Raw genomic sequence first — 25772 nt, forward strand, 5'->3', positions numbered from 1 at the left:
GCCCGATCAACCGGCAACGGCGGACCGGGCGGGAGCGTGTTGGGGCCGGTGGGCGTCGACCGGATGCTCGACCTCGGTGACGAACCGGTGCGCGGACTTCTCCGCGGCCGCACGGCGCGGGGGACGAGCCGGCGTAGCGGTCGCGGGCGTCGGTGCGGTCAGCGTGAACCACACGACCTTCCCGGACTCACCGTCCGGCCGCACACCCCAGTTCTCGCTCACCGCCGCGACCATCGCGAGCCCGCGCCCACAAGTGGCCGTAGGAGAGACCTCGTCGATGTCCCCGACCACCGGAAGCCGGGGATCGTGGTCGCGCACCGAGACCATGAGCTGGTCCAGCAGCAGCTCGATCTCGACGATGCACGTCTTGTCGGGCTGGGCGTGCCGGTGGACGTTGGTGAGGAGCTCTGTGACACCGAGCGCGGCCCGGTCTATCAGAGGATCCAGATGCCAGTAGCGCAATTGCGCAGATACGATTCTGCGGACCTGGCCGATCCGCGACGGCAGGGCTTGGAGCTCCACCGCGCAGTGCCTGCTTGGGTGACTGATCACGGCTGCGACTCCCCGACTGAGGTCCGGAAGAACACGGAGTTCGGATCCAGCGAGGTGGTCGGAGAACGGCCGCCTGCTGTTGTGTCCGGCGGGCTGGTTCGCAGCGTTATCGCCGGTAAACCCAGAGTGACGTGAGACCAGAGTGACTCAGGGGCCGCGGTCCCGCAACTCGCGGCCGGCAACTCCTCTTCAATGGCGCGGAACAGCCGCTCCACGACCCGGATGAGCCACTCCACGGCACGGACCGGTCGCTCCATCACGCGCACCGGCCACTCCACCGCACGGATGGTCGGCCGCACGGAGAATCCGCCGCGCGGTTCAGCCGCCCCGCCCCGCCGCCTTGCGCACGGCCTCGATGAACCGGCGTGCCGCGGGCGGGCCCGGCTGCCCGGGCGCGGGGTCGTGTTCGCCGAGGGTCAACAGATACCTGTTGCCGTTGAGGTCGGCCAGCGCCCGATCCTCAGGAGCGAACCAGGGCTTCGACGCACGCACCGCCTGCACCGGCGCGCTGTCGATCTCGCTGCCGTAACTGGTCAGCAACTCAAGCCTGCCGTCATTGATCCGGACCTGTCCGGCCCGGGTGAGCGAACGCAGCCGCTTCCCGATCCGCACGCCCGTGGCCGTGAACTCCGGCTCCGCCATGCTTCCCCGCCCCCTTGGTCCAGGACATCTGGTGATCCAGTGTGCGCCCCCGTTCAGGACGTTCGTCCCGCTCCGGTGCAGTCTGCCCGCCTCGGCCGTCGAGCACCAGTACGCACGGTGCGGTCACGGTGAGTATCCGGAGCACTCGCGCGAGTGCGCCCCCGAGCCCCGTCGGCAGCCCGTCGCAAAGTCGTGGCAAACCCGTCGCAAGCGCGTCTCAAGCCCGCCGAAGCCCTGTCCCCAGGGCCGCCTTTGAGTCGCCCAAAGGCATGTTTATGCAGGTGAGAAGCGTGCGGAAGGTGCTTATGATCGAGGTGTCGGCCGCGCGAGGCGCCGTCGGCGCAATGCGTAAGGAGCCCCGCCGTGAGCACCACCCCACAGGCCCTGACCGGTGCCACCCTCGACGTCGACCGCAGCGACGCCGCCTACCGGAGCTGGCTGAAAGAAGCCGTTCGCAAGGTCCAGGCCGACGCCAACCGCTCGGCGGACACCCACCTCCTCCGCTTCCCGCTCCCGGAGCGCTGGGGCATCGACCTGTACCTGAAGGACGAGTCGACCCACCCCACAGGCAGCCTCAAACACCGCCTCGCCCGCTCCCTCTTCCTCTACGGCCTCTGCAACGGCTGGATCCGGCCCGCCCGCCCGGTGATCGAGGCGTCCAGCGGTTCCACGGCCGTCTCCGAGGCGTACTTCGCCAAACTGGTCGGGGTCCCCTTCATCGCGGTCATGCCGCGCACGACCAGTGCCGAGAAGATCCGCCTGATCGAATTCCACGGCGGGCAGTGCCACTTCGTGGACGACCCGCGCAAGATGTACGAGGAGTCGGCCACCCTCGCGGTGGAGACCGGCGGCCACTACATGGACCAGTTCACCTACGCGGAGCGGGCCACGGACTGGCGCGGCAACAACAACATCGCCGAATCCATCTTCCGCCAGCTGGAGTTGGAGCGTTTTCCGGAGCCCGCGTGGATCGTCGCGACGGCCGGCACGGGTGGTACCTCGGCGACCCTCGCGCGCTACGTCCACTACATGCAGCACGACACCCGCGTCTGTGTCGCCGACCCGGAGAACTCCTGTTTCTTCGAGGGCTGGACCACCGGCGATCCGGACGTCACCCGCGACTGCGGCTCCCGCATCGAGGGCATCGGCCGCCCCCGTATGGAACCGAGCTTCGTCCCCGGCGCCATCGACCGCATGATGAAGGTCCCGGACGCGGCCAGCGTCGCCGCCGTGAGAGCCCTGGAACAAGCCATCGGCCGCAAGGCGGGCGGCTCCACCGGCACCGGCCTGTGGAGCGCCCTCAAAATCATCGCCGAGATGGTCGCGACCGGCCAACAGGGCAGCGTGGTAACCCTGTTGTGCGACCCGGGCGACCGCTACCTGGACAAGTACTACTCGGACGCGTGGCTGTCGGAACAGGGCCTGGACATCACCCCATACAGCAAGGCGATCACCTCGCTCCTGGCAACGGGAGTATGGCCAAGCTGAGTTGACGGGAGTACGGCCAACTTGCGCTGGATGAGCGCCGGTTGGTCAGCGCCCTTTTTTAGGGGCGCGGGGAACTGCGCGACCAGCCCCCACGCCGCCGCGGACGACATACTCCCGAGCAACCCCTAGCGGGCCAACCGCCGGTCCAACTCCGTCACCGCACCTCTGAACGCCCGCCCCAACCCAGGCTTGGCCACTCGCACGGCTCCCTTGAACACCGCCGTCCCCTCCACAGCGAACGTCCACTGAACGCGAGTCCCACTCCCCGCAGGACTCAGCCGCCACTCCTCAGCCATCGCACGGGCACCCACCGCGTTGGTGACGTCAACCCGATACGCGTACACCTCCGCGGACTTCGCCGCGATCACCGTCTCGCGAAAGTACCCGCCACCCCTGAGCCGAACATCCCGCCCCGCCCCGTCGTCGACGGACCGCGCACTCGTGACGGCCGAGAACCATTCCGCCCACCCCGGCACATCGTCGTTCAGGGCATGAAAGACCGCTTCCGGCGCTGCCGCCATCTCCTGCGCGAAGACCAGCCGCACGGGAGCGGTGTCGATGAAGTCGAGCCCGACGGGCCGCAGTTGGTTGGCCATGTTCGCGAACCCCCTTGACAGGTAAGGGAAGTTGACCGGATTGGGGCGATGTTACGATAGCTGACACCCTGTCAGATGTCTGCCCCGTCAACGCCTTCGCCCGCGACCACGAGCCGCAGATGCTCAGAGATGTCGGCGCGCGCCTCGACAGGCAACCCCGCGTCCGTCACCAACGTGTCGACCTGCTCCAGCGCGGCGAACGAACTCAGCCCCACCGTCCCCCACTTGGTGTGGTCGGCGACGACCACGACCCGCCGCGCAGACTGCACGAGCCGCCGGTTGGTCTCGGCCTCCGCGAGGTTCGGCGTCGACAGGCCGGCCTCGATCGATATGCCGTGCACACCGAGGAACAGCATGTCGAAGTGGAGCGCCGCGATCGCCTGATCGGCCACCGGCCCCACCAACGAGTCGGAGGGAGTGCGCACTCCACCGGTCAGCACGACCGTCGCCGCGCCCTGCCGCTGCCCCGACGTCCGCTGCGCCGCGTGGAACACGTCAGCCACCCGCACCGAGTTGGTGACCACGGTGAGGTCGGGGACCTCAAGGAGGTGATGCGCGAGCGCGTACGTCGTCGTACCGCCCGAGAGCGCGATCGCCGTACCCGGAGCCACCAACTCCGCCGCCGCCCGCGCGATGTCCTCCTTGGCGGTCAGCTCCAGGCCCGACTTCGCCTCGAAGCCCGGCTCGTGCGTGCTCGCCTCGACGACCGGGACCGCTCCGCCGTGCACCTTCTCCAGGACGCCCTGGCGAGCCAGCGCGTCGAGATCGCGGCGGACGGTCATGTCCGACACGCCGAGCTTGCGGGTCAGTTCGTTGACGCGGACGCCACCGCGGCGCCGGACCTCGTCGAGGATCAGGGCGCGCCGCTGCTCCGCGAGGAGGTTCTGATTCTCACTCACGTACGCCCCGGTCCTTTCGCCGCAACCCGTCAGACTGCCCGCGCGCCCGTCCCGACCAGGACATTTTCCCCGGCGGCGGTGCGCTGACGCCCCAATCCTCGCACGCCCCCGCAAGCACCGCGCCACCGCCTGTCCCGACGCGCACATGTCATTCGGTCATCATCCGTCGCTCGCGTGTCACGCGGATCGGGGAGATTCGGTGACGGGACGTGTGCGACGCGCCGGAAAGGACGATCCTGGAGTGCACACGGACACAGACAGACAGTGCGTCACGGGGGATGTGCGAACAGTGGAGCGTGTACAGGAACACGCCGTCACGAGCGAGCCGAAGAGCCTCGCCGGACGGCCCGATCAGACCGAACCCGCCCTGGAACTCCTGGTCCACGGAGTCGGCGGCACCACACCCGAGGAGATGCTCGGCGATCCACGCACGGTACGGATCACCGGCGACGACACGGCCGCCGTCTTCCGGCGCGCCGCCGACGTGGACGCCGAATCCCGGCCCGCCGACCAGCGCACCGGACCGATCCGTGAGGCCTACGTCTGGTGCAACCTCACCTCGGGCAACGGCACCCGCGCCCTGTGGCTGCTGCTCCTGCCGTTCATGGTCGTCAACCTCGCCCACTGGATGCGCCCCACCGCCCGCGACCGGAAACGGACGGTCCGTTTCTACGGCCTCCTCGTGCGGCTCGCGGGACTGACCCTGACCGTGCTGCTCGTCGCGGCCGCCTGCGAGGTCGCCCTCGACCTCGCCGCCTGGCAGTGCGCCGGCACGCGCGCGTGCGCCGAACGGCACACCTGGCTGGGCTTCCTGTCGCCCCCGATGTCGCACGACAGCTGGTGGAGCCGCCCCGGCCGCCGCCTCGCGCTCGCCGCCCTGGTGCCGACCGCGCTCACAGTCCTCCTCTGGTACCTCTCCCGTCGCACCTGGAGCGAGTACGAGTCCCAGCAGCCGATGAACCGCCGACCCGAGCCGGACGACGAGACCGACCGTAGTTCCCTGAGCCGCCCCGGCTTCTGGTACGGCCGCCGCCTGGTCGCCCGCCTGCGCGCCGCCCACACGGCGGCCGGCCTGCTCACGGTCGCCGCGGCCGTCACCGTCTCGGCGGCCCGCTTCGACCGCGGACCCGACGGCTCCGACCCACTGGCCCGCCTCGGCGCACTCCTGGAGACCGCACTCGCCGGCCTCGCGTTTGTCGTGGTCTACGTAGTGTGCCGCCGGGGCCGCAGCGAGAACCGCCTAGACCAGGCCCTCGACCGCCGTCTCGTCCGACGTCTGCCGCTCGGCGCGCTCCTGCTGCTCGCCCTCGCCCTCCTCTACGCCGGCTGGGCGCGCCCGGGGTGGCAGTCGTCGGGGCGGTTGCCCGGAGACACCGCCTTCGGTGGAATCGCCCTCGTCCAGGGCCTGTTGGTGATCGCCCTCGCGGTGGTCGCCCACCTCCTGCACCGCACCCACCCCGACCCGCGCTCCGCGATGCGGGGCCTCGGCGGACCGGCCGTCGCGATGCTGGCCTGCGCCCTGGGCGGCGTGATGTCCGGCGGGGTCTCCCAGCGGGTCTCCGACTGGCTGGACGGCACCGGGACGTCCATCGCGGGCCCGCCCGTTCTGCTCACCTGGCAGGCCTCGGTGATCCCGACGCTGCTCGTCGTCGTCCTCGCCCTCTGCGCCGGAATCGGCCACCGGACCTGGCGGCTGCGCCGTAGCGAACTGGCCGCTGTGGCGCTCGACTATCCGGACGCGCGGAAGGACCGGCCGCGCACCGCCCGGATCGCGAGCACGCGCGCGATGGCCGCGCTCACCGACCGCGGCCCTCTCCTTGTCGCCGTCATCTCCACCGCGACCCTGCTCCTGGGCGCCGGAGCGCTGGTGGGTGCCTTCACCACCGACAGGACACCGGAACGGGCCGGGGAGGAGGGCCACGCCTTCGTGCACGGTGCCGCACAGACCTCGCAGGGACTCGGCTCCTGGCTGATCGGGCTCGGCTTCATACTCTTCGTCACCTGGGGCAGGCGCGCCTACAAGGACGCCTCCGCGCGGCGCACGATCGGCATCCTGTGGGACGTCGGCACCTTCTGGCCGCGCGCCGCCCACCCCTTCGCCCCGCCCTGCTACGCCGAGCGCGCGGTCCCCGACCTGACCTGGCGGATGGCCACCTGGACCCGCGCCACCGGCGGCCGCCTCGTCATCTCCGGCCACTCCCAGGGCAGCGTCCTCGCGGCCGCGGCGGCCTGGCAGCTCAAGCCCGCCCAGCGCAGACGCGTAGCCCTGCTCACCTACGGCTCACCCCTGGAGCGCCTCTACGGCCGCTGGTTCCCGGCCCACTTCGGACCGGCCGCGCTGACCCGGCTGCACCGCGAGGTCGACTGCTGGCGCAATCTGTACCGGCTCACCGACCCCATCGGCGGCCCGGTGCGCGTGTCCGGCGACTGCGGCCCCGAGGTCGACCACGAACCACCCCTCAAGGACCCGCTGGAGTACGGCCGTACGGCACGGCATCCGCTGCCCGCGCCGATCCTCGGACACTCCGACTACCAGGCCGACCCGGCGTTCGCGGAGGAACGCGAGTGGCTGCTGGCCCGGCTACGGCCCGAGGTGCCGCCTCAGGGCAGCTCGGGCAGGTCCTCCGCGTAGAGCAGGGTCAGGTCGTCAGTGCTCGGCTCCTCGAACTGGGCGACCCGGCTCGCGTGCCGCTCCACCATCGCCTCGAAGGTCTGCCGCGCGGTACGGCCGTTACCGAACGCGGCGCCCTTGGGGATCGCCGTGAAGTACTTCGTCAGCCCCTCGGACGCGCCCTCGGCCAGCCGGTACTCGTGCTCCTCGGCCTGCTGCTCGACGATCCTGAGCAGCTCCTCGGGGTTGTAGTCGCTGAAGGTGATGGTCCGTGAGAAACGGGACGCCACACCGGGGTTGATCGACAGGAACCGCTCCATCTCCGCCGTGTAGCCCGCGACGATCACCACCACCGCGTCCCGGTGGTCCTCCATCAGCTTCACGAGCGTGTCGATGGCTTCTTTACCGAAGTCGCGTCCCGAGTCCTCCGGAGAGAGGGCGTACGCCTCGTCGATGAACAGGACTCCGCCGCGCGCCTTGTCGAAGGCCTCCTGGGTGCGGATCGCGGTGGAGCCGATGTGCTCGCCGACCAGGTCGACGCGGGACACCTCGACGAGGTGGCCCTTCTCCAGGACTCCGAGGGAGGCGAGGATCTCGCCGTAGAGCCGAGCCACTGTCGTCTTGCCGGTGCCGGGGGAGCCGGTGAAGACCAAGTGCCGTTTGACGGAGGCCGCCTTGAGGCCGGCCTGCTGGCGGCGGCGGCCCACCTCGATCATGTCGGTGAGGGCGCGCACCTCGCGCTTGACGCTGTCCAGGCCGACCAGCGCGTCGAGTTCACCGAGGACGTCCTTGGAGGAGCGGGACTCCTTCTCCGGGTCCGTCGCGGGGATCAGCGGGTCCTGCTCGGCCGTGCGCTGAGGCGGGATCGCGCCCAGCACGCTGGTCGACTGGCTCGCCGTCTCCACGGCCGTCTCGTGCGTGGTGGGCGGCTTCAGGCCGCTCTCGTCGCTGGTGCAGTCCTCTACGACGGGTCCCGTGCCGGGCGCCGCGTCAGGGCCGGCGTCCGCGAACTCGTAACCGCCGCGCGCACACCGCTCCGTACGGCACTTCTTGAGCGTCGTACGACAGCCGTCGATCACGTGGAAGCCGTAGCCGCCGCTGCCCGTCACGCGGCAGCCCAGGAAGGTGCCCCGGCCGCCCGCGGAGACGTAGAAGCCCGCCTCGGCGGGGGAGTCGACCGTGCAGCGCTCGATGGTGGGGTCGGCGCCCTTGGTGACGATCACGCCGGTCTGGGTGGCGTCCACGGTGCAGTTGTTGAGCGTGCCGCCGCTGCCGTGGTCGCGGAACCACGCGCCCGTGGCCGCGTCCCTGATCCGGCAGTCGTCGAGCTGCGCGGTCGCGCCGTCGCTCACCGACACGGCCGTGTTGCGCACCTGGGAGATGTCGCTGTCGACGACATCCGCGCGCGAGCCGCGGTCCAGCACGAACAGCGCGTCCGGTACGTCGTGCACGCGGCACGAGTCGAGGACCGCGGTCGCGCCGTCGCTGACCCACACCGCCGGGTAGTCGCCGGTGCTGTCGAAGATCTCGCACTGGTTGGCGTCCACGCGCGTGCCCGGGTCCCACACCGAGAGTCCGTTGCGCCCGAACTGACGCACCGTCGTCCGGGTCAGCGTCAGGACCGAACGGGAGCGCAGGTCCACCGCGTTCTCCGGGATGTCGTGGATGCGGCAGTCGGCCAGCGTCAGAACCGCGTCGGTGTCGAGCGTGACGCCGTCCGCGGTCGTACGGTGCACATCGCAGTCGGTGAGGTGTGCGGTGGCCCGGCCGGTGATCTGGACGCCGCTGCCCCGCGTCTCGTAGACCTCGCAACCCACCGCCTCCAGCGCGGAGTTCTCGCCCGTCGCCGACAGGCCCACCCCCGACGCGTGGTGGATACGGCAGCGCTCCAGTCGCGGGTGGCCGCCGCCGCGGACCGCGACGCCCGCCTGGCCGGCGGAGACGACCTCGCACTCCTCGAACACCCCGCCACCGCCGTCGAGTACGGCGATCCCGATGCCGGCCGGGTTGTCGACCGTGCAGCGCCGCACGGTGGGGCGGGCGCCGCCGCGGACCTCGATGCCGGACGCGGAGCGCGTGACGATCCGAAGGTCCGTCAACTCCGGGGCGCCGTCCTCGACAAGGAGCGCGGGCGCGGCCGAGTCCTGGCCCTCGACATGCAGGTCCTGGACGATCGCGGAGGCGCGGACGGTCAACGGCACGCCGTCCAGGGGCGCGATGCGCACCGAGCCGGGCGAACCCTCGGGGCCGCGCAGGGTCACCGACCGCTGCACGACGAGGTTCTCCCGGTAGGTGCCGGGAGCGACGGTCAGTACGTCGCCCTCGGCCGCGGCCTCCAGGGCGGCGGCGAGCGACACGTACTCACCTGTGCGGCGCCGCCACCTCGATGTACCGGTGTGCGTCACCTGGACCGTGCCCTGTGCCATGGCGCTGCTGTGCTCCCACCTCGTGGTACGCGGGTTGATGCCGAAGCCTTCGCCGGTCCACCGTAGCGTGCGGGCGGGCGGTGGGTTGACCAGAGCCGGAAGGCTGTCAGCTGCCGGTGCCGGTCCGGCCCCAGTCCGGGCCCGCCCGCTCCCACGCCCGGTCCCAACGGGCGTACCTGCGGCGGACCATGCGCCACAGCACGAACCGTCTGCCGCTGTCGACGAGCCCGGCGGTCAGCAGTGCCGCGCCGAGCCCGGCGAGCACGGCGTGCGTCGTCGCCGTGGCCGAGTCCAGCGGACGGGCCACTATGTGTCCCTGCCGGTCCGTCCAGAGCCTGAAGTGGTCGCCCGTGTGCGGGGTGTTGAGGCTCGCCATGACCGCGCCGTGGTGGGCGGTGCCGTCCGGGGCGGTCCAGTCGGCGAGAACCTTGCTGCGGATGTCCCGCGCGGTGGACGAGTCGGGGTCGGGGTCCAGCTCGGCCCCCTTCAGCTTCTTGACCACCGTCGCCGTCACGACGTGCCGGCCCGCGCGCTGCTCCCGCACCGACCGCTGCAGACTGTCCTGCGCGACCGCGCCGACGAGCGAACCGATCACGGGTGCGGCGACCAGGACCAGCAGCAGGACCACGAGGGCCAGCCAGGCCTCGACCAGATCGGTCGCGCGACGCAGCGGATTGCGCCGCCAACGCCACACACCCCTGATTGCTCCCACCGTCCCGCACCCCCTTCCCACTCCGTGATAACTCCAGGCGTGGCCGTTCACCCAAGAGCCCCGGCAAAGAGAGAGCGAAATCACCTCTCCCCGGGCCTCTCATGAACTTCTCACGGGATCTCAACGACCGGGCCCACGGGGAGGGTTCCCGCCTCGCGCGCTCTTCGGCGGAACCTCGCGCGCTCTTCGGCGGAACCTCGTGCGCGCTGGGCGGAACTCCGCCTACACGAGAATCCGGACCGGATCACCGACGCGGATCGTGCCGGTCGAGAGGGGCACCAGGTTCTGCCCGAAGACGAGCCTGCCGCCGATACGGCGGTGCCGGGCCAGAGTGCGCAGCGGCTCCTTGCCGCGCTCGGCGGTGCCCTGGTCGGTGGTGGTCACGACGCAGCGCCCGCACTTCTTCGCGACCCGGAAGGCGGCCTCGCCGATCTCCACGCCCGACCAGTCGTCCTCGGCCCAGGCGGCGGTGCCCGCGACGACCACATTGGGCCGGAACCGGTTCATGGGCAGCGGCCCCTCGGCCGGGTGATCCCCTTGCGCGACAAGGGAGTTGAGGGCGTCGAGGGAGGCCTCGGAGGTCAGCAGCAGCGGGTAGCCGTCGGCGAAACCGACGGTCTCACCGGGAAGCGCGTAGTCCGGGTCGACGGGTCTGCGGGTGGCGGGATCGTCCATGTGGACGAGACGTACGCCGAAGCCCAGATAGTCGCCGCACCAGATGTGCGCGGCGCCCGGACCCGGCACCGCGTCGACCTTGGTACCGAAGATCTCCATCGCCACGGTGCTGGCCGGCTCCGGAACGGGCACGGTCAGCGGGTCACGGCCGGGCGCGGACAGACGGACACCGCCGCCGGGCAGAAGCTCGGCGGCGGCCAGTGCGAGACGCGGGTGCTCGCGTTGCGTGACGACCTTTCCCCCGTCGTCGATCAGCGCCCAGCGTCGGTCCCCGGCCAGTCCCCAAGGCTCCACGAGAGCCTCCCGGGGCGAGAAGCCCCGGAGCGCCTTGACCGGATGAACGTGGATCGACCGCAGCTCCGCATTCCCCATCGCTCCATCGTGCCAGGTGGCACCGACAACGCAGGGTGCGGATCAGTAACCGCCGCGGTACTGCTGCTGGTTGTTGTACGGGTCCTGCTGGTACGGAGCCGGGGCCGGGCGGGGAGCCGCCGGACGCATCGCCTCGTAGCCGGCCGGAGCCGCCATCGGACGCGGCTGCTGTTGCTGCTGCCCGGGGTAACCGCGCGGCGGGGCCTGCTGCGGGATGTAGGCGGCGGGCGCCTGCTGCAGCGGGGCGGGCTGCTGAGCCTGCGGATAGCCGTAGTTCTGCGAGGGACCCGCCGGCAGAGCCGGCAGCGCCGACGGCAACGCCGGCAGGTTGCTCCCCGGCATGTCGTAGGCGGCGGGGACCCGGATCGGGGCGATCTGCGGGGTACCCCGCTCGGCCACGAGGGAGTCGTAGATCGGGGTGTCCGGGAAGGAGGCGGAGTAGTAGCCGCCGCCATAAGTGGAGCGGGGGGAGGTCATGGCACATAAGTTAAGCCCACGATGTGCTGGTTGGGGAGACCGATTAGAGGGTTGTTTTCCGTGTCGGGGGTGGCACGGGATCCCCAATGCGAGCGAACTTGCCAAAAAAGGGCATCGCCCCGTGTTCGGATCGGGTAAAAGCCAAGTTCCCGGCCGGTTACCAGCGGTTGGCCGACGATGTCGACGCGCCCCTCATGGGCGTTCGCCGCCCCGGGGAATAGGTTGTGCGGGTAGACACCCGATGGGCTGCCGGGGCGTGTCCTGGCACGGTGACACGTGATATGGGGGCAGACATGTCGATGCCGAAGGGATCGAATGTTCCGGTGCCGACGACGGCACTGCGCGTCGAATTGGGCTGGCGGTCCGGACCCGGCGTCCCGGACGCGGACGCCTCGGCGCTGCTGCTGGTCGACGGGAAGGTCCGTTCCGACGGCGACTTCGTCTTCTACAACCAGCCGGCGCACTCCTCCGGCGCGGTCCGCCACGAGGGCAAGGGCAACGCCGGCGGGAAGGTGACCGACAGCCTGCTCGTCGACCTCGCGCGCGTGGAGCCCACCGTCGACCGCATCGTCCTCGCCGCCTCCGCCGACGGCGGAACGTTCGGCCGGGTCCCCGACCTGTACATCGAGGTCCGGGACGCCGCACAGAACACCGCGGTCGCCCACTTCGACAGCACGGGCGCGACGGTCGAGACCGCCTTCGTGCTCGGTGAGTTCTACCGCCGCCAGGGCGCCTGGAAGTTCCGGGCCGTCGGCCAGGGCTACGACAGCGGACTCGAAGGCCTGGCGACCGACTTCGGCATCACCGTGGACGAGCCGCAACAGGCGACACCGGCCGCGACCATGCCGCCGCCGGCCGGGCCACCCGTGAACATGGCACCGCCCTCAGGGCCGCCCGTGAATCTGCCGCCGCCGGTCCAGCCGCCCGTGACCATGCCTCCTCCTCCGGTCGCGCCCCCGGTGAACCCACCCCCGTCGGCGGCCCCCGTGCGGCTCTCCAAGGTGACGCTGACCAAGGCGGCACCCTCGGTCTCCCTGACCAAGCAGGGCGGCACCTCGGGCGCCATGCGCGTGAACCTCAACTGGGAGGTGCGCAAGCAGTTCTCGGGCTGGGGAAACAAGCGCGGCCGGGCGGTCGCCATGCACGCGGACCTCGACCTCGACCTGTGTGCCCTGTACGAACTCGCCGACGGCCGCAAGGGCGTCGTCCAGGCCCTCGGCAACGCGTACGGCTCCCTGCAACGGCCCCCGTACATCCACCTCGACGGCGACGACCGCACCGGCGCGTCGACGAGCGGCGAGAACCTCACCGTCAACCTGGACCACATCAAGGACTTCCGCCGCATCCTGGTCTTCGTGACCATCTACGAAGGCGCCCGTTCCTTCGCCGACCTGCACGCCACGGTCACCCTCCAGCCGCAGCACGGCGCCGCGATCGACTTCTCGCTCGACGAGTGCACGGTGCCCTCCACGGTGTGCGCGCTCGCCCTGATCACCAACACCGGGGGCGATCTCGTCGTCCAGCGCGAGGTCCGCTACCTCGTCCCCGACCGCGGGGTGAGCCCGCAACGGACCGTGGACCGCGTCTACGGGTGGGGCATGAACTGGACCCCAGGTCGCAAGTGAGCCTTCAGCTCTCGTCGCCGACGACGGCGTCAGGACGCGCGTAGGTGCGGCCCTTCCAGGCCGCACCGCGTCCCCTGTAGTGCTGCACCGCGGAATCGACGGTCATCAGGAGGTACAGAAACGCGGTGAACGGCAGCAGGGGAGCGAGCCACAACGGCTGCCCGTAGTAGCGGAGCATCGGGATGTACGTCCCCGTCATCACCAGCCACGCGAGACCGCCGAGAACCGCGGTCGCCGTACTCCCGACGGCCAGACCGGTGAACAGGGCCACCGGCGGTACGAGATACACCAGTGCCAGCCCGAGGACGGTACCCAGGAGGAGCAGCGGGTTGTGTCGCAGTTGCGCGTACGCGCTGCGCGAGACCATCCGCCACAGGTCGTGCAGCCGCGGATACGGGCGCACGCTGTCCACCCGCTCGGCGAGCCCCAGCCAGATGTGACCGCCGCCGCCCTTGACGGCCCGCGCGAGGGCCACGTCGTCGATCACCGCCTGCCGGATGGCGTCCGGGATCCTCGCCCGCTCGGCTGCGTCGGTGCGCAGCAGGACGCAACCGCCCGCAGCGGCCGCCGTCCGCACCGACCGCTTGCCGATCCGGCGGAACGGATACAACTGCGCGAAGAAGTAGACGAACGCCGGCACCACGAGCCGCTCCCACAGGCTCTCCACGCGCAGCCGGGCCATGAGCGACACGGCGTCGAAGCCGCCGGTACGGGCCGCAGCCACCAACTCCCGCAAGCTGTCCGGGGCATGCGCGATGTCCGCGTCCGTCAGCAGCAGGTACTCGGGGCCACGCGCGCGTGCCAGACCGATGCCGTGCCGCACGGCCCACAGCTTGCCCGTCCAGCCCGCGGGCGGTTCGCCCGGGGAGTCCACGGTCAGCGGCAGCCCGCCGAGCCGGGAGGACAGCTCGCGGGCCAGCTCCCCGGTGCCGTCCGAACTGCCGTCGTCGACAAGGAAGATCTCCGCCCGCCCGGGATAGTCCTGGGCGAGGAGCGACGGCAGGCTCTCGGGGAGTACGGCCGCCTCGTCGCGGGCCGGGACCACTACGCACACGGTCGGCCAGTCGTCGGGGTCGGTACGGGCCGGGAGTCTGATGTCCGTGCGCCAGAAGAAGCCCTGACAGAACAGCAGCCACAGCCAGGCGGCGAATGATCCGGCGGCGATCCACACGATGGCGCTCACGGGCGCAGTCTGCCCCACGGCAGCGGATCCACAGAGGCCATCGTCTATCGTGGCCGGGTGAAGATCGCGCTGATGGACTCCGGAATCGGCCTTCTGGCGGCCACCGCGGCGGTACGGCGGGTGCGCCCCGACGCGGATCTCGTGCTCTCCCTGGACCCCGAGGGCATGCCCTACGGGCCGCGGACACCGGAAGACGTCGCCCAGCGCGCGCTGGCCGTCGCCGAGGCCGCCGCAGCGCACCGGCCCGACGCCCTGATCATCGGCTGCAACACCGCGACCGTGCATGCCCTGACGGTCCTGCGCGACCACCTGGAGCCCGGTATCCCGGTCATCGGCACCGTCCCGGCGATCAAGCCGGCCGCGGCCGGTGGCACGCCCTTCGCGATCTGGGCGACGCCCGCCACCACAGGCAGCCCCTATCAGCGCGGCCTGATCAAGGACTTCGCCGACGGTGTACCAGTGACCGAGGTCCCGTGCTGGGGACTGGCCGAGGCCGTGGAGCACGGGGACGAGGCGGCCATCGACGCCGCCGTCGCCGCTGCCGCCGAGCTGACCCCCGACGATGTAACGACCGTCGTCCTGGGCTGCACCCATTACGAGTTGGTCGCCGAACGCATCCGCGCCGCCGTGCAGCGCCCCGACCGCCCGCCGCTCGTCCTGCACGGCTCCGCCGACGCGGTGGCCGCCCAGGCACTGCGCCGGATCGGTGAAAAGCCCGCCCCTGAAGCACTGCCCGACGGCACCGTGACGGTGCTCCTCAACGGCCGTGAGGGCGCGCTGCCCGCCGCCGCCTCGGTCTACGCCGAGGGCCGACTCCTGCGGGCCGTCACACCCGCCCACTGAGTACCGGCGGGGGACCGGATTCTGTGCGTCCACCGTGTCGCCGCACAAAACGGTCACCCTCCGCAACGGCGTACCCGCGCAGCGAAACCTGAGTAGTCTCGTAGGCATGAGGGACCACCCCCGCGACGAAACCTTCCCGCAGAGCGAGATCTGGACCGGACGCGCCACCAACCGGTTCCAGTGGCTGCTGGCGCTCGCCGGTGCCGCCTGCATGGCGCTCGGCATCGAGCTGGCCGTGGACTCCACCTGGACGTCCGGCATCGCCCCGCTCGTCATGTCCGTCGTCGGGTGCATCGCGGCCGGACTGCTCATGCTGTTCGGCACGCTCGCCTTCGTGCACGTCGGCCTGAAGGTGGACACGGAGTGCCTCGAAGTGCGCTGCGGCCACATCGGTCTGCCGCGCCGCCGCATCCCCCTCGCGAGCGTCGCGGGCGCCGAGTTCGCACCGCACGTCACCCCGCGCCAGTGGGGCGGCTGGGGCTACCGCTGGCGGCCCGAGAAGGGCACCGCAGTCGTCGTACGGCGTGGTGAGGGCATCGTCCTGCGGCTGTGGGACGGGCACACGTTCACGATCACCGTGGACAACGCGGAGGTGGCCGTACGGATCATCACGGACCGGCTGGCGCCGCCCAAGCCGGGCGCGGTGCTCTGACGCGTTCCTCGTCCGTCACGGCGCCAATTGATCGCCACGCGCGTGTGCGTCCGGCGCGGCGCGTGAGGCGTCCTCGGCGATCGGGTGGGCCGTGGCGAGTCCGGCCAGGAAACCGGCGCCGACCGACACCGAGGTGAAGCTCAGCGCGTTGCCGACCGAGGCGACGATCGCGAGGCCCGTCAGCGTGGCGCCCGCGGTGAGCGCGATGGGGGTGGAGCGCGTGGTGCGCCACAGTGCGTGGAGGATCCAGCCGTAGGCCGCCGCCAGCAGGAGCACGCCGACGATTCCCTGCTCGGCCGCCAGCTGAAGCGGCGCGGAGTGCGGTTTGCCGTCCGGGAGCAGGGCCTCGGCCGCCGCGCTGCTCAGCTCTCCGAAGCGCCCTGGGCCCACCCCGAGGGCGGAGTCCTGGTGAGCCATGTGCAGGGCGTCCTGCCACAGCTGGACCCGGTGCGGGGTCAACTGGCCCTCCAGGGACGCGGTCAGCCCGTCCGGGAGGACGTTTCCGGCGACGGCCCAGGTCGCGCCGGTCACCAGCGCCGTGGCCAGCCCCAGGCCCGCGATACCGAGACCGCGGTGCCGCATCCGGCCGGCGGCGAGCGAGCACAGCAGCACCGCCGTGCACAGGGCGAATCCCGAGAGCGAGCCCAGGACGGCCGCGGCGACGGTGATCCCGGCCGCCAGCAGCCGCAGCGCGAGCCGCAGCGCCGGAGCCGAGGCGGCCCAGGCCGAGCAGCACGCGGAGCCCACGGCCAGGGTCAGCAGGGCCGCGGTCGCACCGGCGTGGCCGAGCGGGACGGCGAACTGGGGGCCCGGCGCGAGACGCGGTTCGGCCAGCGCCATACCGAGCCCGGCCAGCGCCCCCACACACGGCGCGGCGACCGGTACGAGCGCTCCGGAGATCCGCCCCGACGCGTAACCGGCGGCGACCGCCAGGACCGCGAGCAGCACGCCCTCGGGCCGGCCGTCGTGCATGGCCGCGGTGATCAGCGACCACGCGGCACACGCTCCGAGCACCGCGATGCCCGCCGCATCCGAAACGTTTCGTCTTTCACCGTCGGCGTCCGGACCGGTCGCCGACGCCGTCCCCGTGGAACCCACCCCGCGCCCCCTGAACCGGGCCGCCCCCGACCCGTGACCGGCCCCGGCCGTCCTGGCCTGGACCGACCGCACGACAGGGGCTCCGGCACACCGTAACGGCTGATGACCGATTTGTGGACGAGTTGCGCAGGAACGATGCTGCTGCGGCCCTGCTCAGCGCCCGGGCTGCCATCCGGACCGTGCTGTGAACGCCGAGGCCGGCCGCCGTACACTCCCGGAGTGACCGTCACCGCAACTTCCGTGGACGAGTCGGACCAGCTGAAGCCGCAGGCCGCGCCCACATCGCGCCTGGCCCGCCTCGTCCGTCTGGTCCCGGCCGCCGTAGCCGCACTCTCCGGAGTGCTGCTCTACGTCAGTTTCCCGCCGCGCACCCTGTGGTGGCTGGCGCTGCCCGCGTTCGCCTGTTTCGGGTGGGTGCTGCGGGGCCGCGGCTGGAAGGCCGGCCTCGGACTGGGCTACCTCTTCGGCCTCGGATTCCTGTTGCCGCTGCTGGTGTGGACCGGCGTGGAGGTCGGCCCGGGGCCCTGGATCGCCCTGGTCGTGGTCGAGGCGATCTTCGTCGCGCTGGTCGGCGCGGCCATCACCGCGGTCTCGAAACTGCCTGCCTGGCCGCTCTGGGCGGCGGCACTGTGGATCGCCGGTGAGGCGGTACGCGCGCGTGTCCCCTTCCACGGCTTCCCCTGGGGCAAGATCGCGTTCGGCCAGGCGGACGGCGTCTTCCTGCCGCTCGCCGCGGTGGGCGGCACCCCGGTCCTCGGCTTCGCCGTCGTCCTGTGCGGCTTCGGCCTGTACGAGATCGTCCGCCTGGCCCTGGAGAGCCGGAACACCCGTGTCGTACAGCGGGCCGCCGCGGCCGTGGCCCTGCTGAGCGTGGCCGTACCGGTGGTCGGCGCGGTGGCCGCGCGGTCCCTGGTCAGCGACAAGGCCGAGGACGGCACCACGACGGTCGCGGTCATCCAGGGCAACGTCCCGCGCGCGGGGCTGGAGTTCAACGCCCAACGGCGGGCGGTGCTCGATTACCACGTCAAGGAGACCCTGCGGCTGGCCGCGAAGGTCAAGGCGGGCAAGGCCGCCAAGCCCGATGTCGTCCTGTGGCCGGAGAACTCCTCCGACGTCGACCCCTTCGCCGACGCCCAGGCGTACACCGACATCGACGCGGCGGCCAAGGCGATCGGTGCGCCCATCTCGGTCGGCGGTGTCGTCGAGCGGGGCGGCAAGCTCTACAACGAGCAGATCCTCTGGGACCCGGTGAAGGGACCGACCGACACCTACGACAAGCGGCAGATCCAGCCGTTCGGTGAGTACCTCCCGATGCGCTCGCTGCTCGGGGCGATCAACAAGAACTGGACCAGCATGGTCCGCCAGGACTTCAGCCGGGGTACCAAGCCGGGTGTGTTCACCATGAACGGCGCCAAGATCGGCCTGGTCACCTGCTACGAGGCGGCCTTCGACTGGGCCGTGCGCTCCGAGGTCACCGACGGCGCCCAGCTGATCTCCGTGCCCAGCAACAACGCGACCTTCGACCGCAGCGAGATGACCTACCAGCAGCTCGCCATGTCCCGGGTCCGCGCGGTCGAACACAGCCGGACCGTCACCGTCCCGGTGACCAGCGGCGTCAGCGCGATCATCATGCCGGACGGGAAGATCACCCAGAAGACCGGCATGTTCGTGGCCGACTCCCTGGTCCAGAAGGTGCCGCTGCGCTCCTCGGAGACCCCGGCCACGAAGCTCGGCATCCTGCCCGAGATGGCCCTGGTGCTCATCGCCGCGGCCGGCCTCGGCTGGGCGGTCGCCGCCGGTGTGCGCGGGCGGCGCGCGGGCGACGTGTAGCCGTACGCCCGCTGTACGCCCGCCGCGCGCACGGCAGTTCGTGGAGTGGCCATGGATCGTCCCGTTAGGGTCGGAGCATGGCTACCCCTGATTTCATCCGTACGATCCGGGCCTCCGCGGGGCATCAGCTGCTGTGGCTTCCCGGGGTCAGCGCCGTTGTCTTCGACGACGCGGGTCGTGTCCTGCTGGGCAAGCGGGCGGACAACCACGAGTGGGCGTTGCCCTCCGGCATTCCCGAGCCCGGTGAGCAGCCCGCGGTCTGCGCGGTGCGCGAGGTGTTCGAGGAGACGGCCGTCGAGTGCGTCGCGGAACGGGTCGTCATGGTGAAGGCCGGGGGACCGATCAGCTATCCCAACGGTGACGCCTGCCAGTTCATGGACATCACGCTCCAGTGCCGGGCCGTCGGTGGTGAGGCGGCCGTGAACGACGACGAGTCGCTGGAGGTCGGCTGGTTCGAGCTGGACGCGCTGCCCGAGATCAGCGATCACCAGCTGTTCCGGATCAAGCAGACCCTGGCCGACGCACCCACATGGTTTGACACCACGAGTTCTGACTGAAGTATGTGCTCGGCCCATATGCGGTGGGGCGGGGACGCTGTCTAGGCTCGCCCCATGACCGTGCCCAACGCCCTCCCGGGGACCCACGCGAGCCACCTCGACCTCAGCGGCCGTACCGCCCTCGTCACCGGTGCCGCCGGCGGTATCGGCCGCGCCTGCACGCTGCGGCTGGCGGCCGCCGGGGCGAAGGTCAGAGCGGTCGACATGGACGCGCCGGGACTCGCGGAGCTCGCCGAGCAGGCGCGGGATCTCGGGGGCACCGTCGAACCGCGCGTCCTCGACCTCACCGACCTGGACGCCGCCGAGCACGCCGCCGCCGGTACGGACATCCTGGTGAACAACGCGGGGCTGCAACTGGTGCGCCCCATCGAGGAGTTCCCGCCCGACGTCTTCCACACGGTGCTCACCGTGATGCTGGAGGCGCCCTTCCGGCTCATCCGCGGCGCCCTGCCCCACATGTACGGGCAGGGCTGGGGCCGGATCGTCAATGTGTCCTCCGTCCATGGACTGCGAGCCTCCGCCTTCAAGTCCGCGTACGTGGCCGCCAAACACGGACTGGAGGGGCTCTCCAAGACCGCCGCCCTCGAAGGCGCACCCCATGGCGTCACCTCGAACTGTGTGAACCCGGCCTATGTGCGCACCCCCCTGGTCGAGCGCCAGCTCACCGATCAAGCGCAGGCGCACGGCATCCCCGAGGAGCGGGTGCTGACCGAGGTGCTCCTGCAGGACAGCGCGGTCAAACGGCTCATCGAACCGGAAGAGGTCGCCGAGGCCGTCGCCTATCTGTGCGGCCCGCACGCGTCGTTCGTGACCGGCACCTCGCTGGTGCTGGACGGCGGGTGGACCGCGCACTGAAGCACCGGGTGCGCAGGCGATTTTCGAGTTATCCACAGGCCTGACCGGCCGGCCCGGCGATGGGGAATCCTGTGAGCATGTCCAGCGATCACGTGCAGTCCGCCGAGCGCTCCGCCACCGCCACCGGTGCCGCAGCGCGACCGAGCAGTGCCGAGGCACCGTTCCTCGAACTGCTGGCCCGGGGCGCCTCCGCCGACGCCTATGAACAGCCGGTGCTGCTCGCCCGCGCCGACGGAAGATCGGCCGAGGCGATCGCCGGGCTCGAACACGCCAAGAACCTCGCGCTGCGCGTGCGTTCGGAGCTGGAGGGACGCCGACGGCGCGAGGCCGAGCTGTCCGCGCTCTTCGAGACGGCCCACGACCTCGCCGGACTGCGCGACCTGGACGCCGTACTGCAAGCGATCGTCCAGCGCGCCCGGTCGCTGCTCGGCACCGACATCGCCTACCTCAGCCTCAACGACCCGGCCAGGGGTGACACTTACATGCGGGTGACCGAGGGGTCGGTCGCGGCCCGCTTCCAGCAGCTGCGGCTTGGCATGGGGGAGGGGCTCGGCGGACTCGTGGCCCAGACGGCACGGCCGTACGTCACCGACGACTACTTCAAGGACGACCGTTTCCAGCACACCCTCACCATCGACTCCGGGGTGCAGGACGAGGGGCTGGTGGCGATCCTCGGGGTGCCGTTGATGCTCGGGCACCGCGTCATCGGGGTGCTGTTCGCGGCGGACCGGCGGGCGCGTGTCTTCGAGCGGGAGCAGATCGCGCTGCTCGGCTCCTTCGCCGCGCTCGCCGCGGCCGCCATCGACACAGCGAACCTGCTCACCGAGACCCGCTCGGCCCTCGCCGGTCTGGAGCGCGCCAACGAGATCATCCAGGACCGCAGCGGAGTCATCGAGCGCGCCTCGGACGTCCACGACCGGCTCGCCGAACTCGTCCTGCGCGGCGGCGGGGTCCATGATGTCGCGGCCGCGGTGTCCCAAGTCCTCGACGGAGCGGTCGAGTTCACCGAGACCGACGCCGCTCCCACGAAGGCGTTGGAAGCGTCCCGCGTCGAAGGGCACGCGGTACGGCACCGGGACGACTGGATCGCCGCCGTGGCCGCCGGCGGCGAACTGCTCGGCGCGCTCGTGCTGCGCGGCCACCCCGGCCTCGACCCCGTCGACCAGCGCACCCTGGAGCGCGCCGCCATGGTCACCTCCCTGCTCCTGCTCGCCCGACGGTCGGTCGCCGAGGCCGAACAGCGCGTGCGCGGCGAGCTGTTGGACGACCTGCTCGACGCCCGGGACCGTGACCCACGCCTGCTGCGGGAGCGCGCGTCCAGACTGGACGCGGACCTGGACGCCACCCATGTCGTGCTCGCCGCCCGGCTCGACGGCACGGCCGCCGACGCCGAGCAGGAGGCCGCCGCCCGCCGACGCCTGTGGTCCGCCGCCTCGCACCTCGCCGGGACCCGGCACGGACTGGCCGCCGCCCGCGACGGCGGCACGGTCCTGCTCCTGCCCCTCGACCCGGGCGACACCGCCACGGACCTGGCCCGGCGCACCGCCGCCCACCTGGGAGCGGCGGTCCACGAAGCGGTCACCGTCGGGGCCTCCGCCCCCGTCGAGAAACCAGGCGCCCGGCCCGACGCCGTGGTCGCCGCCTACGAGGAAGGGCGCCGCTGCCTCGACGCCCTGCGGCTGTTGGGCCGCACCGGCGACGGCGCCGCCGCCCAGGACTTCGGCTTCCTCGGGTTGCTCCTCGCCGGGGACCGGGACATCGGCGGCTTCGTCGAGCGGACCATCGGACAGCTCGTGCGGTACGACGAGCGGCGCGGTACGGATCTGCTGCACACCCTGGATGCCTACTTCGCCTGCGGGATGAGCCCGGCCCGGACGAAGGACGACCTGCACGTCCATGTCAACACCGTCGCCCAGCGGCTGGAGCGGGTGGGAAGACTCCTCGGCGAGGACTGGCAGGAACCGGGACGCGTCCTGGAGATCCAACTCGCCCTGAGACTAAGGCGGTTGGGGGGTCCGGTGCGCCGGTGACCCTCGTAGGCGCGGGGCGTACGAGGGCCGGTGCCGCGCGTGGGGATCAGGCGGTGCGAGCGTCCGCGGCGTCCGTCGCACTTGCCGTGTCTGTCGCACTCGCCGTGTCCGTCGCAGGCGTGGTCGCGGGCCGGTCGTCCGTGGTGGTCTCGATCTCGGTCAGGTCGCGATGGCGGGTCTCCTTGGCCATGCCCACCGCGATCAGGGTCAGGACGACCGCCGCGATCACGTACAGGGCGATCGGGGTCGAGCTGTCGTAGTCGGCCAGCAGGGCGGTGGCGATCAGCGGGGCCGGGGCGCCCGCCGCGACCGAGGCGAACTGGGCGCCGATGGAAGCGCCGGAGTACCGCATCCGGGTCGCGAACATCTCGGAGAAGAAGGCGGCCTGGGGTGCGTACATCGCGCCGTGCAGGATCAGGCCGACGGTCACGGCGAGGACCAGGTTGCCGAAGTCTCCGGTGTCGATCAGCGAGAAGAACGGGAACATCCACAGCCCGATGCCCACCGCACCCAGCAGATACACGGGCCGGCGTCCGATCCGGTCCGACAGCGCGCCCCAGGCCGGGATGACGGCGAAGTGCACGGCGGAGGCGATGAGCACGGAGTTCAGCGCCGTCTGCCGGGAGACGCCGGCCGAGGTGGTGGCGTAGACGAGGATGAAGGCGGTGATCACGTAGTAGCTGATGTTCTCCGCCATGCGGGCGCCCATCGCGACGAGGATGTCGCGCCAGTGGTGGCGCAGTACGGAGACGAGCGGGAGTTGCTCGGGGGCGGTGCTTCGGGCCGTTGTCCGGGCGGCGGCTTTGCGGGCCTCCGCCTGTGCCAACGCCTCCTGGAACACCGGGGATTCATCGACGGACAGACGAATCCACAGACCGACGGCGACCAGGACACCGGAGAGCAGGAACGGGATGCGCCAGCCCCAGCTGCCGAAGGCCTCGTCCGAGAGGACGGCGGTGAGCAGGGACAGCACACCCGTCGCGAGCAACTGCCCTGCGGGGGCGCCGGTTTGGGGCCAGGACGCCCAGAAGCCGCGCCGGCGTGCGTCCCCGTGTTCCGAGACGAGTAGGACGGCTCCGCCCCACTCGCCGCCGAGCGCGAAGCCCTGCACCAGGCGCAGCGCGGTGAGCAGGACCGGGGCCGCCGCTCCGACGGTGGCGTGGGTCGGCAGCAGCCCGATCGCGAAGGTCGCACCGCCCATCAGCAGCAGGCTCAGGACCAGCAGCTTCTTGCGGCCGAGCCGGTCGCCGTAGTGCCCGAAGACGAGGGCGCCGAGCGGGCGGGCCGCGAAACCCACGGCGTAGGTCAGGAAGGAGAGCAGGGTGCCGACGAGCGGGTCGGAGTCGGGGAAGAAGAGTCTGTTGAAGACGAGCGCGGCCGCGGAGCCGTAGAGGAAGAAGTCGTACCACTCGATGGTGGTGCCGATGAGGCTGGCGGCGACGATGCGTTTGAGGTTGGCAGGGGGTGGGGGAGCGGGGGTTGCCGAGGCCATGTGCGCCACTTCCTTGTGTGCCGTGGGGACGGGTACGTGATGGCACACGGTAGGAAGGGGCACGTCAGCGGCACATGTGGTGGGACACCATAGTTCTGGGGGACGAAGTGCGTGCGGCGACTATGAGTTGAGGGCGTTAGGGCAGGATCGAGTCGATGTAGCCGCCGTCGACGCGCAGGGCTCCGCCCGTCGTGGCCGAGGCCTGGTCGGAGCTGAGGTAGACCACCATGTGGGCGATCTCCTCGGGCTCGATCAGCCGTTGCAGGAGGGACTGCGGCCGGTGCTTCCGCATGAACTCGCGCTGGGCCTCGTCCCAGGGCAGGTCGCGGTCGACGAGTTCGTAGACGAAGTCCTCGACGCCGCCGGTGTGGGTGGGTCCTGCGATGACCGAGTTGACCGTCACCCCCGTGCCCGCCGCCTGCTTCGCGAAGCCCCGGCCGACGGCGAGGAGCGCGGTCTTGGACATGCCGTAGTGGATCATCTCGGCCGGGATGACGACCGCCGAGTCGCTGGCGATGTTCTGGATCCGGCCCCAGCCGCGCGCGGTCATGCCCGGCAGGTACATGCGGGTCAGCCGTACCGCGGCCAGCACGTTCACCTCGAAGTAGCGCCGCCATTCCTCGTCGCTGATCTCCAGCGGGTCGGCGGAGCCGAAGATGCCCAGGTTGTTGACGAGGATGTCCACCTCCGGCAGCGCCTCCAGGACGCGCTGGGCGCCCTCCTCGTTCGCGACGTCGGCGGCCACGGGGACGAAGTCCGCACCGGGTACCTCGGCCGCGAGCCGCGCGACGCCCTCCGCGACCCGCTGCTCGTCCCGGCCGTTCACCCCGACCCGGGCGCCGGAGCGCGCGAGTCCGGCGGCGATCGCCGCGCCGATGCCCTGCGTCGAGCCCGTCACCAGGGCGGTGCGTCCGGTCAGATCGATCTGCATGTGGAACCAGTCCCCTTGCGTGTCTATGTGTGTGTCTGCGCGTGATGGCACGTCTGCTGTCAGCCTGGCGGCAGGGCGATCGGGCCGCCACTTCGGCCGACGCGGGCGGGCACGGTGACGCTCGGGGCCGGGTGCCGCCAGCCTTTCCAAGTCCGGACCTGAATCCGACCCCCTTGGTGAACCTCCCCGTACTCGCGTGCGTAGCCATTGCGGTGCCCGCGGCGATCCCGTGGGCGCCTACCCATCGTCGACGGACAGGAACGGATGGACTCAATGATGAGATCTAGGACCGCGACGCGACTCCCGCTCGACCGTCCCGCCCGCTCGCTCACCAGCCGCGGGCGAGCGCTGGGCGTGGCGCTGGCACTCGGCGCGTTGCTGGCGTCGGGCGCGACAATGACCCTCGCCGCTCCGGCGGTTGCCGCGACGGGTGACATCAAGTGCCCGTCCACGGACTGCGTACGGTTCGCGCCGACGGCCGGTTCACCGGTCGCCATCGCCTCCGACAACGCCGGCGCACTGTACCTGGCGTACTCGGGAGGCGATCTGCTCAAGCTCGACCTGGCCACCGGAGCGCTCGACACGGTCACCACCGGTCTCGGCAACCTCCGCGGAGTGGCCGTCGCCGACGGCAGCGCGTACATCACCGCCTTCGACGGCACGCTCCAGCAGGTCACCCTCGCCACGGGCGCTCGCCGCACCCTGGCCGCCGGCCTGCCCTCGCTCTTCGGTGTGGCCCGCTTCGGCACCACGACCTATGTCACCGACGGCAACGGAGAGATCGTCGCCGTCCCGGACGGCGGGACGTCGCGCGTGGTGGCCACGGGGCTCGGCTTCTCCTACGGCCTCGCGTTCGACAAGGCGGGACTCGCCTACACCGCGGACATGGGCCAAGGCCGCGTTCTGCAGACGAACGTGGCCACGGGTGCGACGCGGGTGCTGGCCAGCGAGGCCTACGAACCCACGTCGATCTCGGTCGACGGCAACGGCCTGGTCTACTTCATGGTCGGAGACGAGGTGAAGCGGGTGAACCCGGCCACCGGGGTGCAGTCCCACGTCACCAACCTCGTCGGGATCAACGGCTTCAGCTTCTCGCTGGCGGCGTCCGGGGACGCGTACATGGCCGGTGGCGCCGGCGACGGGCTGTGGCGGATCTCCGGTCTGACGTCGCGATGAGGCGTTAGACACCAGTGATCTCGGAAGGGTGCCCGGCGGGTTTTCTGCCT

The 25772-nt window shown here is 71.2% G+C and carries 22 protein-coding genes; 10 read left to right on the forward strand and 12 right to left on the reverse strand.

Annotated features, from left to right (window positions below):
• Positions 1-6 precede the first annotated feature (6 nt).
• Together OG194_RS42100 and OG194_RS42105 are read right to left on the reverse strand one after the other, a co-directional pair.
• Positions 7-552, reverse strand: a complete 546-nt coding sequence (locus OG194_RS42100; RefSeq protein WP_327405973.1) for an ATP-binding protein — start codon at positions 550-552, stop codon at positions 7-9.
• 318 nt (positions 553-870) lie between these two features.
• Entirely contained in the window at positions 871-1194 is a 324-nt protein-coding gene (locus tag OG194_RS42105) for a hypothetical protein (protein ID WP_019058105.1), read from the reverse strand.
• A 363-nt stretch (positions 1195-1557) separates the two neighbouring features.
• Between OG194_RS42105 and OG194_RS42110 the strand changes: the two genes are divergently transcribed.
• Positions 1558-2682 (forward strand): PLP-dependent cysteine synthase family protein, encoded by a 1125-nt coding sequence (locus tag OG194_RS42110; protein ID WP_327405974.1) that lies wholly within the window; start codon positions 1558-1560, stop codon positions 2680-2682.
• 125 nt (positions 2683-2807) lie between these two features.
• Here OG194_RS42110 and OG194_RS42115 read toward each other — a convergent pair whose 3' ends face one another.
• Positions 2808-3278, reverse strand: coding sequence for an SRPBCC family protein (locus OG194_RS42115; protein WP_327405975.1), 471 nt, complete (start codon positions 3276-3278; stop codon positions 2808-2810).
• Between the two features lie 71 nt (positions 3279-3349).
• Positions 3350-4177: a DeoR/GlpR family DNA-binding transcription regulator gene (locus tag OG194_RS42120; RefSeq protein ID WP_327405976.1), complete on the reverse strand. Its 828-nt coding sequence runs from the start codon at positions 4175-4177 to the stop codon at positions 3350-3352.
• 289 nt (positions 4178-4466) lie between these two features.
• On the opposite strand from OG194_RS42120, the gene OG194_RS42125 reads away from it, so the two are divergent.
• Positions 4467-6809 carry a hypothetical protein gene (locus OG194_RS42125; protein ID WP_327405977.1) on the forward strand — a complete coding sequence of 781 codons (2343 nt, stop codon included), beginning with the start codon at positions 4467-4469 and terminating at the stop codon, positions 6807-6809.
• On the opposite strand, the gene OG194_RS42130 is transcribed toward OG194_RS42125, so the two are convergent.
• The 4 genes from OG194_RS42130 to OG194_RS42145 all read right to left on the reverse strand — a co-directional run bounded on the left by OG194_RS42130 (position 6779) and on the right by OG194_RS42145 (position 11450).
• Entirely contained in the window at positions 6779-9214 is a 2436-nt protein-coding gene (locus OG194_RS42130) for a right-handed parallel beta-helix repeat-containing protein (protein ID WP_327405978.1), read from the reverse strand. The genes OG194_RS42125 and OG194_RS42130 overlap by 31 nt on opposite strands.
• A 106-nt stretch (positions 9215-9320) precedes the next feature.
• Positions 9321-9926, reverse strand: a complete 606-nt coding sequence (locus tag OG194_RS42135) for an Rv1733c family protein (protein ID WP_327405979.1) — start codon at positions 9924-9926, stop codon at positions 9321-9323.
• A gap of 222 nt (positions 9927-10148) precedes the next feature.
• Positions 10149-10973, reverse strand: a complete 825-nt coding sequence (locus tag OG194_RS42140) for an MOSC domain-containing protein (protein ID WP_327405980.1) — start codon at positions 10971-10973, stop codon at positions 10149-10151.
• Between the two features lie 42 nt (positions 10974-11015).
• Positions 11016-11450 carry a DUF6643 family protein gene (locus OG194_RS42145; protein ID WP_019058096.1) on the reverse strand — a complete coding sequence of 145 codons (435 nt, stop codon included), beginning with the start codon at positions 11448-11450 and terminating at the stop codon, positions 11016-11018.
• A 299-nt stretch (positions 11451-11749) separates the two neighbouring features.
• Here OG194_RS42145 and OG194_RS42150 point away from each other — a divergent pair, with 299 nt between their 5' ends.
• Complete coding sequence (locus tag OG194_RS42150) at positions 11750-13075, forward strand: TerD family protein (protein ID WP_327407384.1); 1326 nt, start codon at positions 11750-11752, stop codon at positions 13073-13075.
• A 4-nt stretch (positions 13076-13079) separates the two neighbouring features.
• Here the strand turns inward: OG194_RS42150 and OG194_RS42155 are convergent, their stop codons facing one another.
• A complete protein-coding gene (locus OG194_RS42155) occupies positions 13080-14246 on the reverse strand; it encodes a glycosyltransferase (RefSeq protein ID WP_442811826.1) in 1167 nt (388 codons plus the stop codon).
• A gap of 69 nt (positions 14247-14315) precedes the next feature.
• Here OG194_RS42155 and OG194_RS42160 point away from each other — a divergent pair, with 69 nt between their 5' ends.
• Positions 14316-15101 carry a glutamate racemase gene (locus tag OG194_RS42160; RefSeq protein WP_327405982.1) on the forward strand — a complete coding sequence of 262 codons (786 nt, stop codon included), beginning with the start codon at positions 14316-14318 and terminating at the stop codon, positions 15099-15101.
• 106 nt (positions 15102-15207) lie between these two features.
• On the forward strand, positions 15208-15753 hold the full coding sequence (locus tag OG194_RS42165) for a hypothetical protein (RefSeq protein WP_327405983.1): 546 nt from the start codon (positions 15208-15210) through the stop codon (positions 15751-15753).
• 15 nt (positions 15754-15768) lie between these two features.
• Here the strand turns inward: OG194_RS42165 and OG194_RS42170 are convergent, their stop codons facing one another.
• Positions 15769-16851 carry an O-antigen ligase family protein gene (locus tag OG194_RS42170; protein WP_327405984.1) on the reverse strand — a complete coding sequence of 361 codons (1083 nt, stop codon included), beginning with the start codon at positions 16849-16851 and terminating at the stop codon, positions 15769-15771.
• 219 nt (positions 16852-17070) lie between these two features.
• Here OG194_RS42170 and lnt point away from each other — a divergent pair, with 219 nt between their 5' ends.
• The 4 genes from lnt (at position 17071) to OG194_RS42190 (ending at position 22123) form a co-directional block, all read left to right on the forward strand.
• Complete coding sequence (gene lnt / locus OG194_RS42175; RefSeq protein WP_327405985.1) at positions 17071-18681, forward strand: apolipoprotein N-acyltransferase; 1611 nt, start codon at positions 17071-17073, stop codon at positions 18679-18681.
• A gap of 77 nt (positions 18682-18758) precedes the next feature.
• Positions 18759-19238, forward strand: a complete 480-nt coding sequence (locus OG194_RS42180; RefSeq protein WP_327405986.1) for an NUDIX hydrolase — start codon at positions 18759-18761, stop codon at positions 19236-19238.
• Between the two features lie 54 nt (positions 19239-19292).
• Positions 19293-20093 carry a 3-hydroxybutyrate dehydrogenase gene (locus OG194_RS42185; protein ID WP_327405987.1) on the forward strand — a complete coding sequence of 267 codons (801 nt, stop codon included), beginning with the start codon at positions 19293-19295 and terminating at the stop codon, positions 20091-20093.
• A gap of 77 nt (positions 20094-20170) precedes the next feature.
• On the forward strand, positions 20171-22123 hold the full coding sequence (locus OG194_RS42190; protein ID WP_327405988.1) for a helix-turn-helix domain-containing protein: 1953 nt from the start codon (positions 20171-20173) through the stop codon (positions 22121-22123).
• Positions 22124-22169: 46 nt separating this feature from the next.
• On the opposite strand, the gene OG194_RS42195 is transcribed toward OG194_RS42190, so the two are convergent.
• Both OG194_RS42195 and OG194_RS42200 read right to left on the reverse strand, forming a co-directional pair.
• Positions 22170-23615: an MFS transporter gene (locus OG194_RS42195; protein ID WP_327405989.1), complete on the reverse strand. Its 1446-nt coding sequence runs from the start codon at positions 23613-23615 to the stop codon at positions 22170-22172.
• Between the two features lie 136 nt (positions 23616-23751).
• Positions 23752-24546 (reverse strand): SDR family NAD(P)-dependent oxidoreductase, encoded by a 795-nt coding sequence (locus OG194_RS42200; RefSeq protein WP_327405990.1) that lies wholly within the window; start codon positions 24544-24546, stop codon positions 23752-23754.
• A gap of 276 nt (positions 24547-24822) precedes the next feature.
• Between OG194_RS42200 and OG194_RS42205 the strand changes: the two genes are divergently transcribed.
• Complete coding sequence (locus OG194_RS42205) at positions 24823-25722, forward strand: hypothetical protein (protein WP_327405991.1); 900 nt, start codon at positions 24823-24825, stop codon at positions 25720-25722.
• The last annotated feature ends 50 nt before the right edge of the window (positions 25723-25772 follow it).

The organism is Streptomyces sp. NBC_01288, from assembly GCF_035982055.1.
GTDB lineage: Bacteria > Actinomycetota > Actinomycetes > Streptomycetales > Streptomycetaceae > Streptomyces.

Coding starts and splice junctions, on each gene's coding strand:
- OG194_RS42105 (WP_019058105.1), bottom strand. CDS start 1,194: ATGGCGGAGCCGGAGTTCACGGCCACGGGCGTGCGGATCGGGAAGCGG.
- OG194_RS42115 (WP_327405975.1), bottom strand. CDS start 3,278: ATGGCCAACCAACTGCGGCCCGTCGGGCTCGACTTCATCGACACCGCT.
- OG194_RS42130 (WP_327405978.1), bottom strand. CDS start 9,214: ATGGCACAGGGCACGGTCCAGGTGACGCACACCGGTACATCGAGGTGG.
- OG194_RS42140 (WP_327405980.1), bottom strand. CDS start 10,973: ATGGGGAATGCGGAGCTGCGGTCGATCCACGTTCATCCGGTCAAGGCG.
- OG194_RS42145 (WP_019058096.1), bottom strand. CDS start 11,450: ATGACCTCCCCCCGCTCCACTTATGGCGGCGGCTACTACTCCGCCTCC.
- OG194_RS42150 (WP_327407384.1), top strand. CDS start 11,750: ATGCCGAAGGGATCGAATGTTCCGGTGCCGACGACGGCACTGCGCGTC.
- OG194_RS42165 (WP_327405983.1), top strand. CDS start 15,208: ATGAGGGACCACCCCCGCGACGAAACCTTCCCGCAGAGCGAGATCTGG.
- OG194_RS42180 (WP_327405986.1), top strand. CDS start 18,759: ATGGCTACCCCTGATTTCATCCGTACGATCCGGGCCTCCGCGGGGCAT.
- OG194_RS42185 (WP_327405987.1), top strand. CDS start 19,293: ATGACCGTGCCCAACGCCCTCCCGGGGACCCACGCGAGCCACCTCGAC.
- OG194_RS42190 (WP_327405988.1), top strand. CDS start 20,171: ATGTCCAGCGATCACGTGCAGTCCGCCGAGCGCTCCGCCACCGCCACC.
- OG194_RS42195 (WP_327405989.1), bottom strand. CDS start 23,615: ATGGCCTCGGCAACCCCCGCTCCCCCACCCCCTGCCAACCTCAAACGC.
- OG194_RS42200 (WP_327405990.1), bottom strand. CDS start 24,546: ATGCAGATCGATCTGACCGGACGCACCGCCCTGGTGACGGGCTCGACG.
- OG194_RS42205 (WP_327405991.1), top strand. CDS start 24,823: ATGAGATCTAGGACCGCGACGCGACTCCCGCTCGACCGTCCCGCCCGC.